Origin of the sequence: Pseudomonas sp. Z5-35 (genome assembly GCF_051131945.1) — a bacterium.
In the GTDB taxonomy this organism is placed as follows: domain Bacteria; phylum Pseudomonadota; class Gammaproteobacteria; order Pseudomonadales; family Pseudomonadaceae; genus Aquipseudomonas; species Aquipseudomonas marvdashtae.
On sequence record NZ_CP071640.1, the window covers coordinates 5,203,895 to 5,218,280 of the forward strand.

A 14,386-nucleotide genomic window follows, 5' to 3' on the forward strand; every position below is an offset into this window, starting at 1 on the left:
GCGAGGCTGACGCCCCCCTCAGAGATACCGCGCCATGATCGCATCCACCGCGCCTTCCTTGCGCAGTTCATCCAAGGCCTTCTGCAACCGGGCAACCACCTCGTCCGGTACGTCCTTGTTCAACGCCAGGTACAGCTCGGCGCTGTTGAATCGCAGCACCGTCTTGAGATCGTTTACCCCCTCCTGACGCGCCAGGTAACGACCGGCTGGATCGCCGGTGGCCCACAGATCGATCTGGCCGTTGACCAGTTTTTTGGCGTTGTCCTGATCGCGCAGCACGACAATTGGCTTGAGCCCCTGCTTGGCCAATGTTTCGGCAATCGCATCACCCTTGTAGGCGCCGATCCTGTATTGGCGCGCCTGCTCCAACGAGTCGAGGGCGATCTTGCTGTCGGCCTTGGCGAGCATGATCCAATCGTCCGGACCAATGGGGCCGACCCATTTGAATAGCTTTTCACGCTCCGGTAACCGCGCCATGACAAACACACCGTAGCCAGGATTTTCCAGGGCGAGTTTATAAATGCGCTCCCAGGGGAAGCGCAGCGTGAGGCTATAAGTAATGTCGGCACGCTTGAATATCTCGCGGACAATATCCACGGCGATGCCATGGATGTTTTCGTCCTGGGCGAAGTTCTTGCCGTTCTTCGCCATGTTGTAAGGCGGAAAGTTCTCCGTCAGCAACACCAGGCCGACATCCCGCCGGTCTTGCGCCTGCGCGGTAGCAGCGAATAAAAGAAGTGCGCTGGCGAGTACAACGAAAAAGCGTCTGAGCATGTCTGGCTACCGGATTCCATGGCATGCCCAAGAGTGCCTTGGGCCCGCGCCCCTGTCTACCGCCCCTCGCTACGCCGACATAAAACCGTTCAGCGTAGAACCGAGCGTCATCTCGGATGAGGTAATTAGTTACCGCCAGGCATTCGACCGTACCTGATTAATTGACTGCGCCGGCCAACGCCGGCTCTATTCAACTGTTCACAGGTACCGCTCGATGAAAACAACCGCTCTTTTCTTGTTTGGCGCGCTGTGCTCGATTGCCATTCATGGCACTGCACATAGCAAGGACTACGGAGAACACCTGCAGAACTTCACGGACTCAATACTTTTGGAAAATGCTGACGGGACTCGTAACCACTGGACAGGCATCGGACGATTGACCACACATAATTGCACCGCAACGCTGCTTGACACCCGAGACGCCTCCGTAACCGGCCACACCCCCGCCTACGTGCTTACCGCTGGACATTGCATTGAACTCACCTACGGCAACATCGTGACCGATCGACCTGAGTGGGGTGTCTTGCGATTCAACCTGTTCAGTGACACCGCTACCAAAGACTACACCATGAAAACAGTAGCCTGGCGGAGCATGCACGGCGTGGATCTGGCAATCATCGAATTGGAAGACACTCTTCAAACACTGATCCAGGACGCAATACAGCCCTTGAAACTGGCCCGACAACTGCCGGCCAGCGGAACAGATGTATTGACCGTGACCGCTCCGCGCGGCTTCTTCAACCAAGAGACATTTGCGTCAACATTGCGCATGGCGGCCTGTACCTTGCAACCCGCCAAAGAGGTGGTAGCCAACCGATGGGTATGGCGTAGCACTTTGATGACTCGCTGTAAGGACATCGCTGGCGGCAGTTCCGGGGGCCCGGTTCTTGACCGTCATTCCAACGAGATAGTTGGCATTGTGAATATAACGCTCAAGGCGCAAGACCTTAGCTCCACCTGCCGCACCAATGCGCCGTGCACGCCGATCGACGGCGTTTATAGGGCCACGCCTGGAGATGTGTTCGGAATTCCAACGGGGTTCCTCAATGACTGTTTCGAACAAGGCCGCCTGATCGATCACGGAACACTGTCCTGCGCGCTCTTTCCAGCATTTACAATCATCAGCGCTGATCAGGATAAACCAACAAAACTTCAAAAACCCAACAGGCACGAGGACGGAACCCTCGAAACACCGACATGGGACTATCGCTTCTCCATCGATACCCCCTTTTATCGCTACGCAACTGTTCGCACCGCCAAAGATTGCGAAAAGCCCCGCAAATACAGCGGTGCGATAAATGCTAAAAATGCTCAAGGCGCCAAAGATGCGTTTATCGACACACCCATCGGCACCGAGCCGGGGTATTACTTTCTTTGCATTATCGGCGTTGATTCACCCGCTCAGCGCCCTTCAATCGGGCTGATGAGCAATGCGCTTTCGCTTCCCGTGCAAATCCTCGGTGGCGCGCCGGCAACGAAACCCGCGCTATCGTTCCAAGGACTTACGGTGAGTCTTGCAAGCAACGAAGAGCCGGACCGAATCTACGTCTATAAATTCGGCCCACCGGATACAACGGATTGTTCAAAGAAGGAGGGATACAACTTCGCCCCAACCTTGTTTGTCGAAATGGCAGGTACACCCTTGCCAATCAAGTTTTGCAGCGTCGCTCGCGACCGCTCGGGAAACGAGTCGGAACCAAGGATCGATCTGCTGAGCGCCTCCACATCGCAGCCTCTCTATAGCTTACAGACCGAGCATTGAACCTATCGAATGACAATACCGCGCTGGGCCATATATGCCTTGGCTTCCGGCACGGTGTATTCGCCAAAGTGGAAAATGCTCGCCGCCAGCACTGCACTGGCATGGCCTTCCAGGATGCCGTCGGCCAGGTGCTGCAGGTTGCCGACGCCGCCGGAAGCGATCACCGGGATGCCCAAGGCATCGCTGATGGCGCGAGTCACACCTAGGTCGAAGCCGTTTTTCATGCCGTCCTGGTCCATGCTGGTCAGCAGGATTTCACCGGCACCCAGGCCTTCCATCTTCTTCGCCCATTCAACAGCGTCGAGGCCTGTGGGTTTGCGCCCGCCGTGAGTGAAGATCTCCCAGCGCGGGGTTTCGCCCGGGCCGGAGACCTTCTTCGCATCAATGGCCACGACGATGCACTGCGAACCGAAGCGCTGGGCCGCCTCGCCGACGAATTCCGGGTTGAACACCGCCGCGGTGTTGATCGACACCTTGTCCGCGCCGGCATTGAGCAGGTTGCGGATGTCCTGCACGGTGCGTACGCCACCGCCCACGGTCAGCGGGATGAACACCTGGCTGGCCATGCGCTCGACGGTATGCAACGTGGTGTCGCGACCATCGACGCTGGCCGTGATGTCGAGGAAGGTAATCTCGTCCGCACCTTGCTCGTCGTAGCGGCGGGCGATTTCCACCGGGTCGCCGGCATCACGGATGTTCTCGAACTTGACGCCCTTGACCACCCGACCGTTGTCCACATCGAGGCAGGGAATGATGCGTTTTGCTAATGCCATGGTTAGTCCTCGAGTTGCAAGCTTCAAGCTGCAAGAAAAAGCGGATGCGGTCGCGCTTCAACTTGCAGCTTGCGGCTTATTGCTTAGAGCTGGCCGCATAGCCATCACATAAAGCTTGGGCTTCTGCCACATCCAGCGTGCCCTCATAAATCGCGCGGCCCGTGATCGCACCGATGATGCCTGGCGCCTTGGCGTCGAGCAGTGCCTTGATGTCGCCCAAGTTGTGGATGCCGCCAGAGGCGATCACCGGGATCTTGGTGGCGGCGGCCAGGGCAGCGGTGAACGGGACATTGCAGCCCTGCATCATGCCGTCTTTGGCAATATCGGTGTAGACGATGGCGGACACGCCGTCGGCTTCGAAACGCTTGGCCAGGTCGATCACCTGCACGGTGCTGACTTCAGCCCAGCCGTCGGTGGCGACAAAACCGTCCTTGGCGTCGAGGCCGACGATGACCTTGCCCGGGAAGGCGCGGCAGGCCTCGGCGACGAAGGCCGGGTCTTTCACAGCCTTGGTGCCGATAATCACATAGCTCACGCCGGCCTTGACGTAGTGCTCGATGGTTTCCAGCGAGCGAATGCCGCCGCCGATTTGGATCGGCAGGTTCGGGTAACGCTTGGCAATGGCCGTGACCACTTCGCCATTGACCGGCTGCCCTTCGAAGGCGCCGTTCAGGTCGACCAGATGCAGGCGACGGCAGCCGCCCTCCACCCACTTGGCGGCCATGCTCACCGGGTCATCGGAAAACACCGTGGAGTCTTCCATGCGGCCCTGACGCAGACGTACGCAAGCGCCGTCCTTGAGATCGATAGCGGGGATAATTAGCATGCTTTTCCTTCGTCAAAGAGCTGCAAGCTGCAAGCCATAAGCGGCAAGCAGGCACGCGTTTCAATACTTGCAGCTTCAAGCTTGAAGCTTGCCGCTGCTCTAATTCTTCTCAAGCGCCCACAAGTCGCTTTCAATGCTTTCGAACCTTTCTTTAAGGTGCGTCTGCACATCGAAAATCGCCCTGTTGTAATAGTGCGGAGCAATTTCGCGGGTAAACAGGTCAAGAATTTCCGCCGCTTCGAATGAACCCAGGTCCAGCTCGAAACGCTCCTCCATGAACCGCTGGATCTTGCGGTTCGCCTCACTCTCCTGCTCGGGCGTGAGGGTGAGGATTGGCGGTTTCTTGCGCGCCATTACCAGCGCCCGTCCCATGCCGCGAAGTTCTGCAACAGTTGCAGACCATGGGTATGGCTCTTCTCCGGGTGGAACTGCACGGCGAAGCGCGAACCATCGGCCAGGGCCGCGGCGAAATCGATGCCATAGTGGCCGCTGCCCACCACCTGCCGCGCACTGCCGGCGGCGATGTAGTAGCTGTGCACGAAATAGAAGCGCGCCAGGTCCGGAATGTTGTGCCACAGCGGATGATCAACCGCCTGTTTCACTTCGTTCCAGCCCATGTGCGGGACTTTCAAATGCTCGCCGTCTTCATGCAAACCCTTGCCGAAAAACTTCACCTGGCCGGGGAACAGGGAGATGCAATCGACACCGTCGTTCTCTTCGCTGCGCTCGAGCAAGGCTTGCATGCCCACGCAGATGCCGAGGAACGGACGGTCCTGGCTGACTTCGTGCACCAGCTTGTCGAAGCCCAGGCGACGAATTTCGGCCATGCAATCGCGAATCGCACCAACGCCGGGGAACACCACCCGGTCGGCTTCGCGAATCACGTCGGCATCGCTGGTGATCAGCACCTTGCCGGCGCCCACGTGCTCGAGGGCCTTGGCCACCGAATGCAGGTTGCCCATGCCGTAGTCGATAACCGCGACCGTCTGCATTACAGGACGCCCTTGGTGGAAGGCATCTGGCCGGCCATGCGGTCATCGAGCTCGACGGCCATGCGCAGCGCGCGGCCGAACGCCTTGAACACGGTTTCGATCTGGTGGTGGGTGTTGTGCCCGCGCAGGTTGTCGATGTGCAGGGTCACGTTGGCATGGTTGACGAAGCCCTGGAAAAATTCCTGGAACAGGTCAACGTCGAAGCCGCCGACGGTAGCGCGGGTGTACGGCACGTGCATTTGCAGGCCAGGGCGGCCGGAGAAGTCGATGACCACGCGCGACAGCGCCTCATCGAGCGGCACGTAGGCATGGCCATAGCGGCGGATGCCCTTCTTGTCGCCGATGGCCTTGGTAAAGGCCTGGCCCAAAGTGATACCGACATCTTCCACCGTGTGGTGGTCGTCGATATGCAGGTCGCCCTTGCTGACGATGTCCAGGTCGATCAGCCCGTGACGGGCGATCTGGTCGAGCATGTGCTCAAGAAAAGGCACGCCGATATCAAATCGGGCCTTTCCGGTGCCATCCAGGTTGATCGAGGCTTTGATCTGGGTTTCCAGGGTGTCGCGCTCGACAGACGCCTTACGTTCGGCCATCACCAGCTCCGCAAAATCATTGGGCGAAAAAGGCAGCCATTATAGGGGCGCGAGCGGCAAACAGAAACACAAGAGGTGACATCGGTGACGGGCTGAATTCGGTGCCGTCGGCGTTAGACATGTCCATACAGGTTTATGCCATCGCCCAAAACGACAGTGGGAGCGGAGCTCGCTCCCGATAACGGGGGCCAGCAGACTGATGTCGACTGAAACTCCGTTATCGCGAGCAAGCCCGCCCCCACAAGGGTTGCCCTGACGTTATGGTCAGGGCAACTGTCTTAGCGGAACAACACCGCTGTCTTCTGCAAGGTCACCCACACACCCCACGCCAACGGAATGCCCACCACCAGCCAGGCGGCAATCGCCAGGGGCTTGGTGCCCGGTGCGGCTTTCCATTCCAGCGAAGTGGTGCTGTCGGCGCCCTTGTCATGGCCCAGCGCCTGTTCGGCGGCCAGTTCGGCGTCGGTCATGAAGTATTTGTCGGCGACCGGGCGAACCATCAGGTTGCACAGGAAGCCCAGTACCAGCAGGCCGGCGAGGATATACAGGGTGATGTCATAGGCCGCGGCGCGTTCAACGCCGATGCTCAACTGATATTCACGCAGGTAGTTCACCAGTACCGGACCCAGCACGCCTGCCGCCGCCCACGCGGTCAACAGGCGACCGTGGATGGCACCGACCATTTGCGTACCGAACAGGTCCGCCAGGTAGGCCGGCACGGTGGCGAAACCGCCGCCGTACATCGACAGGATGATGCAGAACGCCGCCACGAACAGCGCGACGCTGCCCAGGTGACCGAGGTTCGGGATCAGCGCGTACAGGGCAAAGCCCAGGGCGAAGAACACGAAATAGGTGTTTTTACGGCCCAGGTAATCCGAGCAGGATGCCCAGAAGAACCGGCCGCCGATGTTGAACAGGCTCAGCAGGCCAGTGAAACCGGCCGCGATGGCCGCGATCTGGCCCAGTTGCGCAGCGTCCAGCTGACCGAAAGGTAGGTCATTGCCGAGCAATTTGCCGCCGAACACTTCCTGCAACAGTGGCGATGCCATGCCGATGATGCCGATACCGGCAGATACGTTCAGGCACAGCACCAGCCATACCAGACGGAACTGCGGGGTTTTCCAGGCAGTGTTCACGTGAACGTGGCGATGGGTGATCATTGCGTTCGCGGCTTTTTTCGGCGCCGGCGCCCAGCCTTCAGGCTTCCAGCCGGTCGGCGGAACGCGGTACGACAGGGCGCCACCGATCATGAACACGAAGTAGATCGCGGCCATGACCAGGAAGCTCTGCCATACGCCCACTTCAGTTGGCGAAGCGAAATGGCTCATCAGCGCCGCAGCCAGTGGAGCACCCACCATCGCGCCACCGCCAAAACCCATGATCGCCATGCCAGTCGCCATGCCGCGCTTGTCCGGGAACCACTTGATCAGGGTCGAGACCGGGGAAATGTAGCCCAGGCCCAGGCCGATACCGCCGATGACACCAGAGCCGACCCACATCAGCCAGATCTGGTGGGTATAGATACCCAACGCGGAAATCAGCAAGCCACCGCACCAGCACAATGCTGATACAACGCCAGCCTTGCGTGGCCCGGCGTGTTCAAGCCAGCCACCCCAGATGGCTGCCGAGCAACCCAGGAAGATGAAGAACAGCGTGTAGATCCAGCCGAGCATCGAGATCGGCCAGTCGCATTGGGACGAGAAGATTTGCGCGATGAAGCTCATGTCCGGTGCACAGGCCACCGGCTTGGTGACACCCAAGGCCTTGGACAGTGGCAACCAGAACACCGAAAAGCCGTAGGCCATGCCGATGCAGAGGTGAATGGCCAATGCGGCCGGTGGAACCAGCCACCGGTTGAAGCCCGGCTTGGCGATGATGCGTTCCTTGGAGAGGAACGCTGGCTGGTCGGCAACGCCGCCTGCCGTGATGCTCGTGCTCATTGTGAATCCCCCAGTTATTGGAATGGTTCGCCAGCCATGCATCACCCTCAGCCTCCATTGCACGCAGGCATGGCTGTATTTTGTGGTGAAGCTCCATTTTAGTGCGACATTACGTCACAGAAGGACGGGCGAACTGACAAAGGTTACCATTTGCTCGTGACAGAAAAGCCAAAGTGCTATCACCTTTTTTCTGTTACTCGTCTTATCGCGCCTCTGCTCGCTTTCTGTAGGGCAAAATTCATTTATTTTTCAGGAATTTCCATGCCCATCGTTGTCGAGCACCTGAATGACGCCACTGGTCAGGACCTGCAAGACCTGCAGAAAATCTACCGGGATGCCCCGGCCTGGCTGTTCGAACCTTTCAGTGACGCCGGACAACTGATCGACCGTTGCCTGGACGACGGCACGTTGATCGCCGCGCGCTTCAACGATCGACTGCTCGGCGCCGCGCGCCTGCAACGGCACCAGGGCGCTTGGTACTTGTCTCAAATGTGCGTGCGAAACGTCACTCGTCGCCGTGGCGTCGGCGAGCGAATGGTGAGCGAAGCGCGAAGGATGGCCCAGCAAGATGAAGCAGAGCTTCGGCTTTTGGCACCGGCAGGACATCTGGAGGCGCAGGCATTGGCGGCGAAACTGAAATTGACCTTGGATATCCGCTGACGCCTGTCCACGCGCAGTAAGTCTGCCGCAAGACGGATCAGCCAACGCGCCAGCAACCCGGGACGTTATACTCCCGGGCAAAATTTGAACTCAACCTACAAGGATTCGCCCATGAAAGCGTTCGGCAAAATCCTGGGTCTGGTACTTCTCGGGCTGTTGCTGATCATTGTGGCCCTGGGCTTTGCCCTGACCCACCTCTTCGATCCCAACGACTATAAAGAAGAGATCCGCCAGATAGCCCGTGACAAAGCCCACATCGAGCTGACACTCAATGGGGACATTGGCTGGAGCCTGTTCCCATGGCTGGGCCTGGAATTGCATGACGCCAGCGTCGCCACCCTGGCCAGCCCTACGCAACCTTTCGCGGACCTGCAAATGCTCGGGCTGTCGGTCCGGGTAATGCCGCTGCTGCGCCGCGAGGTGCAGATGAGCGATGTCCGCGTCGAAGGCTTGAACCTGCGCCTGAACCGCGACAAGAACGGTCACGGCAATTGGGAAGACATCGGCAAGGCGCCCGCTTCGGCGTCAACCACGGGCACCCCGGCTCCGGTCGAGCAAACCACTCCACCTGCCAGCACACCGGCAGAGAAACCGGCCCAGCCAACCCGCCTGGACATCGACAGCCTGACCGTGAACAACGCCCGGGTGGAATACACCGACGAGCAGACCGGCAAGCAGTTCACCGCCGAAAGCATCCAACTGAGCACCGGCCCGGTCCATGACTCCACCAACATCCCGGTCACCCTCACGGCGTTCCTGTCCAGCAACCAGCCTGCCGTACGCGTGCGCACCGAGGTCACTGGCGAGCTGCGCTTCGAACGTGCCTTGCAGCGCTATCGATTCGAAGACCTGAAGCTTTCCGGCGAAGCCACTGGCGATCCACTGCAGGGCAAGACCGTGAGCTTCGCGGCACAAGGGCAACTCTTCCTCGATAAAGCTGCAAACGTCGCCGAATGGACCGGCATCAAGCTGTCTGTCAATCAATTGCGTGCCTTGGGCGAGTTGAAAGTCAACGACCTCGACAAAACACCGCAACTGAACGGTGGAATTTCGATCGCCCAGTTCGACTTGGCGAAGTTCGTCGACAGCATCGGCCAGACACTGCCGGCCATGGCGGAAGGCAGCCTGAGCAAAGTCGAACTGGCAAGCCGCATTGCAGCCACGCCAACAACCATCGAGCTCAACGACATCAACTTCAAGATCGACGACAGCCATTTCAGCGGCCGCGTAGCCGTGGAGGATATCGCCAAGCAATCCCTGCGTGCCCAGCTCAAGGCCGACACGTTCAATGTCGATCGCTACCTGCCGCCAAAATCCGCCGAAGCCGACAGCTCCAAGGCCGCCCGCGAGGCCGAGGTCAGCCACACCGAGGCCAGCGCCATGGCCGGCGCCGGCAGCACACCGTTGCCCAACGCCCCGACCCAAGGCGCCTGGAGCAACGACCGGCTCCTTCCGGTGGAGCGCCTGAGCAAGCTGGACGTCGATGCCGACCTGACTTTCGGCCTGCTGACCCTCGACAAGCTGCCCATCCAGAATGCCGCCCTCAAGGCTACCGGCCAAGGCGGCCTGCTGACCTTGGAAAACCTGCGTGGCGATCTGTACAACGGCAACTTCGAAGCCAAGGGCACCCTGGACGTACGCCAGCCCACGCCGCAGCTGAGCCTGCAAACCCGCATCAATCGCGTGCCGGCGGAAAAAATCATCGAAAGCCAGGGCAAGAATCCCCCCGTCAAGGGCCTGGTGACGCTCAACAGCGCCGTGACCGCCAGCGGCAACAGCCAGAAAGCCCTGATCGACAGCCTCAACGGCACAGCCGGGTTCGTCATCAACGATGGCATGCTGCTCAACGCCAACCTTGAACAGCAACTGTGCAAAGGCATCGCCACGCTGAACCGCAAGTCCCTCAGTGGCGAACCGCGAGGCAAGGACACGCCATTCCAGCAGCTCAACGGCAATCTCACTTTTAACAACGGCGTTGCAAGCAACCCGGACCTTAAAGTGCGCATTCCCGGCATGACCGTCAACGGCAACGGCGATATCGACTTGCGAGTGCTGGGCATGGACTACCGCGTCGGCGTCATCGTCGAAGGCGACAAGAGCGACATGCCCGATCCGGCCTGCCAAGTCAACGAGCGCTACGTCGACGTCGAATGGCCGTTGCGCTGCCGCGGCCCGCTGGAGCTGGGTGCGAAGGCCTGTCGACTGGACAACGATGGCCTGGGCAAAGTCGCAGCGAAACTGGCCGGCGACCGCCTCGGCGACAAAATCGACGAGAAGCTGGGCGACAAGGTCAGCCCCGAGCTAAAAGACGCGCTCAAGGGGCTGTTCAAGCGATGACATCTGAGCAGTTCTCCATCGCGGTACTGGACTGGTTCGACCGCCACGGACGCCACGACCTGCCCTGGCAACAGGGCATCAACCCTTATCGGGTGTGGGTTTCGGAAATCATGTTGCAACAGACCCAAGTGAGCACCGTGCTCAATTATTTTGACCGGTTCATGGCGTCCCTGCCCACCGTCCAGGCTCTCGCGGCCGCGCCGGAGGATGAAGTACTGCACCTGTGGACGGGACTGGGTTACTACACCCGCGCGCGCAATCTGCAGAAAACCGCGAAGATCGTCGTCGAGCAATATGGCGGCGAATTTCCCCGGGACGTTGAGAAGCTTACCGAACTGCCCGGGATCGGTCTCTCGACCGCAGGTGCAATTGCCAGCATCAGCATGGGCCTGCGGGCGCCGATCCTCGATGGCAATGTCAAGCGAGTGCTGGCGCGCTTCACGGCCCAGGAAGGCTACCCGGGTGAGCCGAAGGTTGCGAAACAGCTGTGGGCCGCCGCCGAGCGTTTCACTCCGCAAGATCGGGTCAACGCCTACACCCAGGCGATGATGGACCTGGGCGCCACGCTCTGTACCCGCAGCAAACCCAGTTGCCTGCTCTGCCCGCTGAACCAAGGCTGCGAGGCGCACATGCTGGGCCTGGAAACCCGCTATCCAATTCCCAAGCCGCGCAAGGAAGTACCCAAGAAACGCACCTTGATGCCAATGCTGGCCAACCGCGAAGGGGCTATCTTGCTTTACCGTCGCCCTTCCACTGGTTTGTGGGGTGGCTTGTGGAGCCTGCCGGAACTCGACGACCTGGATGATCTGCAACACCTGGCATCGCAACACGCGTTGGAGCTGGGCCAGCAGCAGGAAATGCCGAACCTGGTGCACACCTTCAGTCACTTCCAGTTGGCAATCGAACCCTGGCTGGTCCGGGTCCAGCAAACCGGCCACCACGTGGCCGAGGCCGACTGGCTCTGGTATAACCTCGCCACCCCGCCGCGCCTGGGCCTCGCCGCTCCGGTCAAAACCTTGCTCGCACGCGCGGCCGCCGTATTGAACGCAGGAGAATCGCAATGACCCGCACCATCATGTGCCGCAAGTACAAAGAACAACTGGAAGGCCTGGAACGTGCGCCATTTCCCGGCGCCAAGGGCCAGGACATCTACGACAACGTCTCGGCCAAGGCCTGGGGCGACTGGCAAAAACACCAGACGCTGCTGATCAATGAAAAACGCTTGAACATGATGAACGCCGAGGACCGAAAGTATCTCCAGGGCGAGATGGACAAGTTCTTTTCCGGCGAAGAATACGCCAAGGCCGAAGGCTACGTGCCGCCCTCCGAATAAGCTGTCCGGAGCGGGAGCGGATCGTAAGCGACGGTAATAGTTAAATATTTTTTGATAACTTGCTTGACGCCCCCCTGAAAAACCCGTTTAATGCGCCCCGTTGCCCAGATAGCTCAGTCGGTAGAGCAGGGGATTGAAAATCCCCGTGTCGGCGGTTCGATTCCGTCTCTGGGCACCAAATACCGAAAAACCCGATCAAGAAATTGATCGGGTTTTTTATTGCCTGGGATTTTCTTCCCGGGCCTCGTCGACTCAGCTACATTCGTCCGCTCCCCTACTCCTGCAAACGAGTCGTCATGGACATCACCGGCATCCCCTTCGGCACCACCGACTGGTCAACCATCGAGCCCACCGAACACCAAGGCATTACCGGAACCGCCTACTGGCGCACGCAGCATTTCGGCAGCATTCGGGTGCGAATGGTGGAATACACGGCGGGTTATCTGGCTGACCATTGGTGCACCAAGGGCCACATCCTGTTTTGCCTCAAGGGTGAATTGAACACTGAACTCGAAGACGGCCGACAATTCTTGCTCAAGCCAGGCATGAGCTATCAGGTGGCTGACAAGGCCGAGCCCCATCGCTCTTCAACCTCTCTTGGCGCCACCTTGTTCGTGGTGGATTGAGATCGAAGCGATCACCTTGAAGCTGTAGGATAGATGGCCTTATTTTCCAGCAAGGAACCGACCCATGGCATCGGTCAACAAACAACAGAAGCGAAACCAGCGCGCCAAGGCGAAAGCCAAGCAGAACAGGATTCAACGCGCCGCTGCGCCTGAGCAGTTCCTCGACCCGAACGATGAGCGCATCGACCTGGAAACCGTGGATTTATCGGACCTGTTCCAGCTCATGAGCGCTGCGGAAAAGACCAGCCAGCAGGCCATGTGCACGGCCTTCCTGGGGCATCCGCTGCTGGAGTTGGTGCTGGAACAGGAAGGCGAGGAAGGCGCCACTGACTTCATCATTACGGCCCTGATCGAGTATCGCCAGATGACCAAGGGTGTCGACGAGCAGACCGCACTGGACTGGGTCGAGAGCAAGCAGTTCCAGGCTGATTATGTGGCTGCATCCCAGGCGCTGGCGCAAGGCCAAGCCTGACGTCACGTCGGGCTTGCGACGGCTGACAGCTTGTGGGGAGAGTTCCTACAAGCCAAGGTCAACCAACATGCAACGGCGTCATACCCATCCTGCATAAACCAGGTCTTTTTCCCTCCAACCTATCAGCGCCGTCCGGCATCATCGAAACTTCCTTTGCGGCATGCTTTGGTCCACTCCCTTCGACGACCGGACATTTCGATGACGCCAACGCTGCCCCAAGATGATCCACAGCTCGCCCCCTTGATCAATGAACTGGGCGAGTTGATCCGCCAGGCACGCCAGAAAGTTCTGCGTGCCGTCGATACGCTCCAGGTACAGACCTGCTGGCAGATCGGTCGACACATCGTCGAATTCGAGCAAGGCGGTGCCGAACGGGCGGCTTACGGAGCACGGCTGCTACCGTCTTTGGCGAAGGTGCTTACGGCGAGATTTGGGAAAGGGTTTGATGAGCGCAATCTGCGGCACATGCGTGATTTCTATCAAAAATTCCCAATTTGGAACGCAGTGCGTACCGAATTGAGCTGGACTCATTACCGTACCCTTCTGCGGGTAGAGCTCGACAACACCCGCCATTGGTACATGAACGAAGCCGCCGCCCAAAACTGGTCGACCCGAGCACTGGAACGTCAAATCGGCACCTTCTATTACGAACGCCTCCTGGCAAGCCGCGACCGGCCTGCCGTGGAGCAGGAAGCTTTTACCAATATCGAGAAACTTGATCTTGGTCCTAGAGACATAGTCAGGGACCCGGTGGTCCTTGAGTTTCTAGGGCTGCCAAACGCCGGCATATTGCAGGAAACCGATCTTGAACAAGCCCTGATCAATCAACTGCAGGGCTTCCTCCTTGAATTGGGGAAAGGCTTCGCCTTCATAGCCCGTCAACAGCGCATCAGCACCGAAAGCAAAGATTTCTACCTCGACCTGGTTTTCTATAACTATGTGCTCAAGTGCTTTGTCATCGTCGACCTCAAGCGTGGCGAGCTGACCCACCAGGACATCGGCCAGATGGACATGTATGTGCGCCTCTACGATGACCTCAAGCGCGGCCCCGACGACAAACCCACCGTAGGCATCATTCTCTGCGCCCAGAAGGATGAGTCAGTGGTACGTTACTCAGTGTTGCAGGGCAATGAACAACTGTTCGCCAGCCAGTACAAACTAGTGCTTCCCACCGAAGAAGAGCTGCGCAAAGAACTCGATCGCGAGCGCGCACGGCTTGAAGAACGGCAACCAAGCCAGACAACTGACGCGACAAAGCCAGCAATTGGCGACCGTCCGCCCAAGAAATCTGTGTAAGA

15 protein-coding genes and 1 tRNA gene are annotated in these 14,386 nt (G+C 59.1%); 9 read left to right on the top strand and 7 right to left on the bottom strand.

What is annotated here, in order from left to right:
• Nucleotides 1–18 precede the first annotated feature (18 nt).
• Entirely contained in the window at nucleotides 19–774 is a 756-nt protein-coding gene (locus tag J3P95_RS23710) for a substrate-binding periplasmic protein (protein ID WP_434559190.1), read from the bottom strand.
• A 214-nt stretch (nucleotides 775–988) separates the two neighbouring features.
• Here J3P95_RS23710 and J3P95_RS23715 point away from each other — a divergent pair, with 214 nt between their 5' ends.
• Nucleotides 989–2,536: a trypsin-like serine peptidase gene (locus J3P95_RS23715; protein WP_434579497.1), complete on the top strand. Its 1,548-nt coding sequence runs from the start codon at nucleotides 989–991 to the stop codon at nucleotides 2,534–2,536.
• 2 nt (nucleotides 2,537–2,538) lie between these two features.
• Here the strand turns inward: J3P95_RS23715 and hisF are convergent, their stop codons facing one another.
• The 6 genes from hisF to J3P95_RS23745 all read right to left on the bottom strand — a co-directional run bounded on the left by hisF (nucleotide 2,539) and on the right by J3P95_RS23745 (nucleotide 7,660).
• A complete protein-coding gene (hisF, locus tag J3P95_RS23720; RefSeq protein ID WP_047226901.1) occupies nucleotides 2,539–3,309 on the bottom strand; it encodes an imidazole glycerol phosphate synthase subunit HisF in 771 nt (256 codons plus the stop codon).
• 76 nt (nucleotides 3,310–3,385) lie between these two features.
• Nucleotides 3,386–4,135, bottom strand: coding sequence for a 1-(5-phosphoribosyl)-5-[(5-phosphoribosylamino)methylideneamino]imidazole-4-carboxamide isomerase (hisA, locus tag J3P95_RS23725; protein WP_434559194.1), 750 nt, complete (start codon nucleotides 4,133–4,135; stop codon nucleotides 3,386–3,388).
• A 99-nt stretch (nucleotides 4,136–4,234) separates the two neighbouring features.
• Complete coding sequence (locus tag J3P95_RS23730; RefSeq protein WP_003186749.1) at nucleotides 4,235–4,489, bottom strand: DUF2164 domain-containing protein; 255 nt, start codon at nucleotides 4,487–4,489, stop codon at nucleotides 4,235–4,237.
• Complete coding sequence (hisH, locus tag J3P95_RS23735) at nucleotides 4,489–5,127, bottom strand: imidazole glycerol phosphate synthase subunit HisH (protein WP_434559196.1); 639 nt, start codon at nucleotides 5,125–5,127, stop codon at nucleotides 4,489–4,491. Before hisH ends, J3P95_RS23730 begins: the two co-directional genes overlap by 1 nt.
• Complete coding sequence (hisB, locus tag J3P95_RS23740) at nucleotides 5,127–5,720, bottom strand: imidazoleglycerol-phosphate dehydratase HisB (RefSeq protein ID WP_003186751.1); 594 nt, start codon at nucleotides 5,718–5,720, stop codon at nucleotides 5,127–5,129. The genes hisH and hisB overlap by 1 nt, the downstream gene beginning before the upstream one ends.
• Nucleotides 5,721–5,998: 278 nt before the next feature.
• Nucleotides 5,999–7,660, bottom strand: a complete 1,662-nt coding sequence (locus J3P95_RS23745) for an OFA family MFS transporter (protein ID WP_434559198.1) — start codon at nucleotides 7,658–7,660, stop codon at nucleotides 5,999–6,001.
• Between the two features lie 261 nt (nucleotides 7,661–7,921).
• Between J3P95_RS23745 and panM the strand changes: the two genes are divergently transcribed.
• The 8 genes from panM (at nucleotide 7,922) to J3P95_RS23785 (ending at nucleotide 14,384) form a co-directional block, all read left to right on the top strand.
• Complete coding sequence (gene panM / locus J3P95_RS23750) at nucleotides 7,922–8,320, top strand: aspartate 1-decarboxylase autocleavage activator PanM (RefSeq protein WP_434579496.1); 399 nt, start codon at nucleotides 7,922–7,924, stop codon at nucleotides 8,318–8,320.
• A gap of 111 nt (nucleotides 8,321–8,431) precedes the next feature.
• Complete coding sequence (locus tag J3P95_RS23755) at nucleotides 8,432–10,657, top strand: AsmA family protein (protein WP_434579495.1); 2,226 nt, start codon at nucleotides 8,432–8,434, stop codon at nucleotides 10,655–10,657.
• A complete protein-coding gene (gene mutY / locus J3P95_RS23760; RefSeq protein WP_434579494.1) occupies nucleotides 10,654–11,721 on the top strand; it encodes an A/G-specific adenine glycosylase in 1,068 nt (355 codons plus the stop codon). Before J3P95_RS23755 ends, mutY begins: the two co-directional genes overlap by 4 nt.
• On the top strand, nucleotides 11,718–11,990 hold the full coding sequence (locus J3P95_RS23765; protein ID WP_003186755.1) for an oxidative damage protection protein: 273 nt from the start codon (nucleotides 11,718–11,720) through the stop codon (nucleotides 11,988–11,990). The genes mutY and J3P95_RS23765 overlap by 4 nt, the downstream gene beginning before the upstream one ends.
• Before the next feature lie 102 nt (nucleotides 11,991–12,092).
• Nucleotides 12,093–12,168 (top strand) — tRNA-Phe (locus J3P95_RS23770).
• A gap of 118 nt (nucleotides 12,169–12,286) precedes the next feature.
• The gene (locus J3P95_RS23775; protein ID WP_434559206.1) at nucleotides 12,287–12,616 is read left to right on the top strand and encodes a DHCW motif cupin fold protein; all 330 of its coding nucleotides are present in this window, start codon (nucleotides 12,287–12,289) and stop codon (nucleotides 12,614–12,616) included.
• A 64-nt stretch (nucleotides 12,617–12,680) separates the two neighbouring features.
• Entirely contained in the window at nucleotides 12,681–13,088 is a 408-nt protein-coding gene (locus J3P95_RS23780; protein WP_434579493.1) for a hypothetical protein, read from the top strand.
• A gap of 198 nt (nucleotides 13,089–13,286) precedes the next feature.
• Entirely contained in the window at nucleotides 13,287–14,384 is a 1,098-nt protein-coding gene (locus tag J3P95_RS23785; protein WP_434579492.1) for a PDDEXK nuclease domain-containing protein, read from the top strand.
• The last annotated feature ends 2 nt before the right edge of the window (nucleotides 14,385–14,386 follow it).

Excerpts from the sequence above, each read along its gene's own strand:
- J3P95_RS23710 (WP_434559190.1), bottom strand. The coding sequence starts at position 774 with ATGCTCAGACGCTTTTTCGTTGTACTCGCCAGCGCACTTCTTTTATTC.
- J3P95_RS23715 (WP_434579497.1), top strand. The coding sequence starts at position 989 with ATGAAAACAACCGCTCTTTTCTTGTTTGGCGCGCTGTGCTCGATTGCC.
- hisF (WP_047226901.1), bottom strand. The coding sequence starts at position 3,309 with ATGGCATTAGCAAAACGCATCATTCCCTGCCTCGATGTGGACAACGGT.
- hisA (WP_434559194.1), bottom strand. The coding sequence starts at position 4,135 with ATGCTAATTATCCCCGCTATCGATCTCAAGGACGGCGCTTGCGTACGT.
- J3P95_RS23730 (WP_003186749.1), bottom strand. The coding sequence starts at position 4,489 with ATGGCGCGCAAGAAACCGCCAATCCTCACCCTCACGCCCGAGCAGGAG.
- hisH (WP_434559196.1), bottom strand. The coding sequence starts at position 5,127 with ATGCAGACGGTCGCGGTTATCGACTACGGCATGGGCAACCTGCATTCG.
- hisB (WP_003186751.1), bottom strand. The coding sequence starts at position 5,720 with ATGGCCGAACGTAAGGCGTCTGTCGAGCGCGACACCCTGGAAACCCAG.
- J3P95_RS23745 (WP_434559198.1), bottom strand. The coding sequence starts at position 7,660 with ATGAGCACGAGCATCACGGCAGGCGGCGTTGCCGACCAGCCAGCGTTC.
- panM (WP_434579496.1), top strand. The coding sequence starts at position 7,922 with ATGCCCATCGTTGTCGAGCACCTGAATGACGCCACTGGTCAGGACCTG.
- J3P95_RS23755 (WP_434579495.1), top strand. The coding sequence starts at position 8,432 with ATGAAAGCGTTCGGCAAAATCCTGGGTCTGGTACTTCTCGGGCTGTTG.
- mutY (WP_434579494.1), top strand. The coding sequence starts at position 10,654 with ATGACATCTGAGCAGTTCTCCATCGCGGTACTGGACTGGTTCGACCGC.
- J3P95_RS23765 (WP_003186755.1), top strand. The coding sequence starts at position 11,718 with ATGACCCGCACCATCATGTGCCGCAAGTACAAAGAACAACTGGAAGGC.
- J3P95_RS23775 (WP_434559206.1), top strand. The coding sequence starts at position 12,287 with ATGGACATCACCGGCATCCCCTTCGGCACCACCGACTGGTCAACCATC.
- J3P95_RS23780 (WP_434579493.1), top strand. The coding sequence starts at position 12,681 with ATGGCATCGGTCAACAAACAACAGAAGCGAAACCAGCGCGCCAAGGCG.
- J3P95_RS23785 (WP_434579492.1), top strand. The coding sequence starts at position 13,287 with ATGACGCCAACGCTGCCCCAAGATGATCCACAGCTCGCCCCCTTGATC.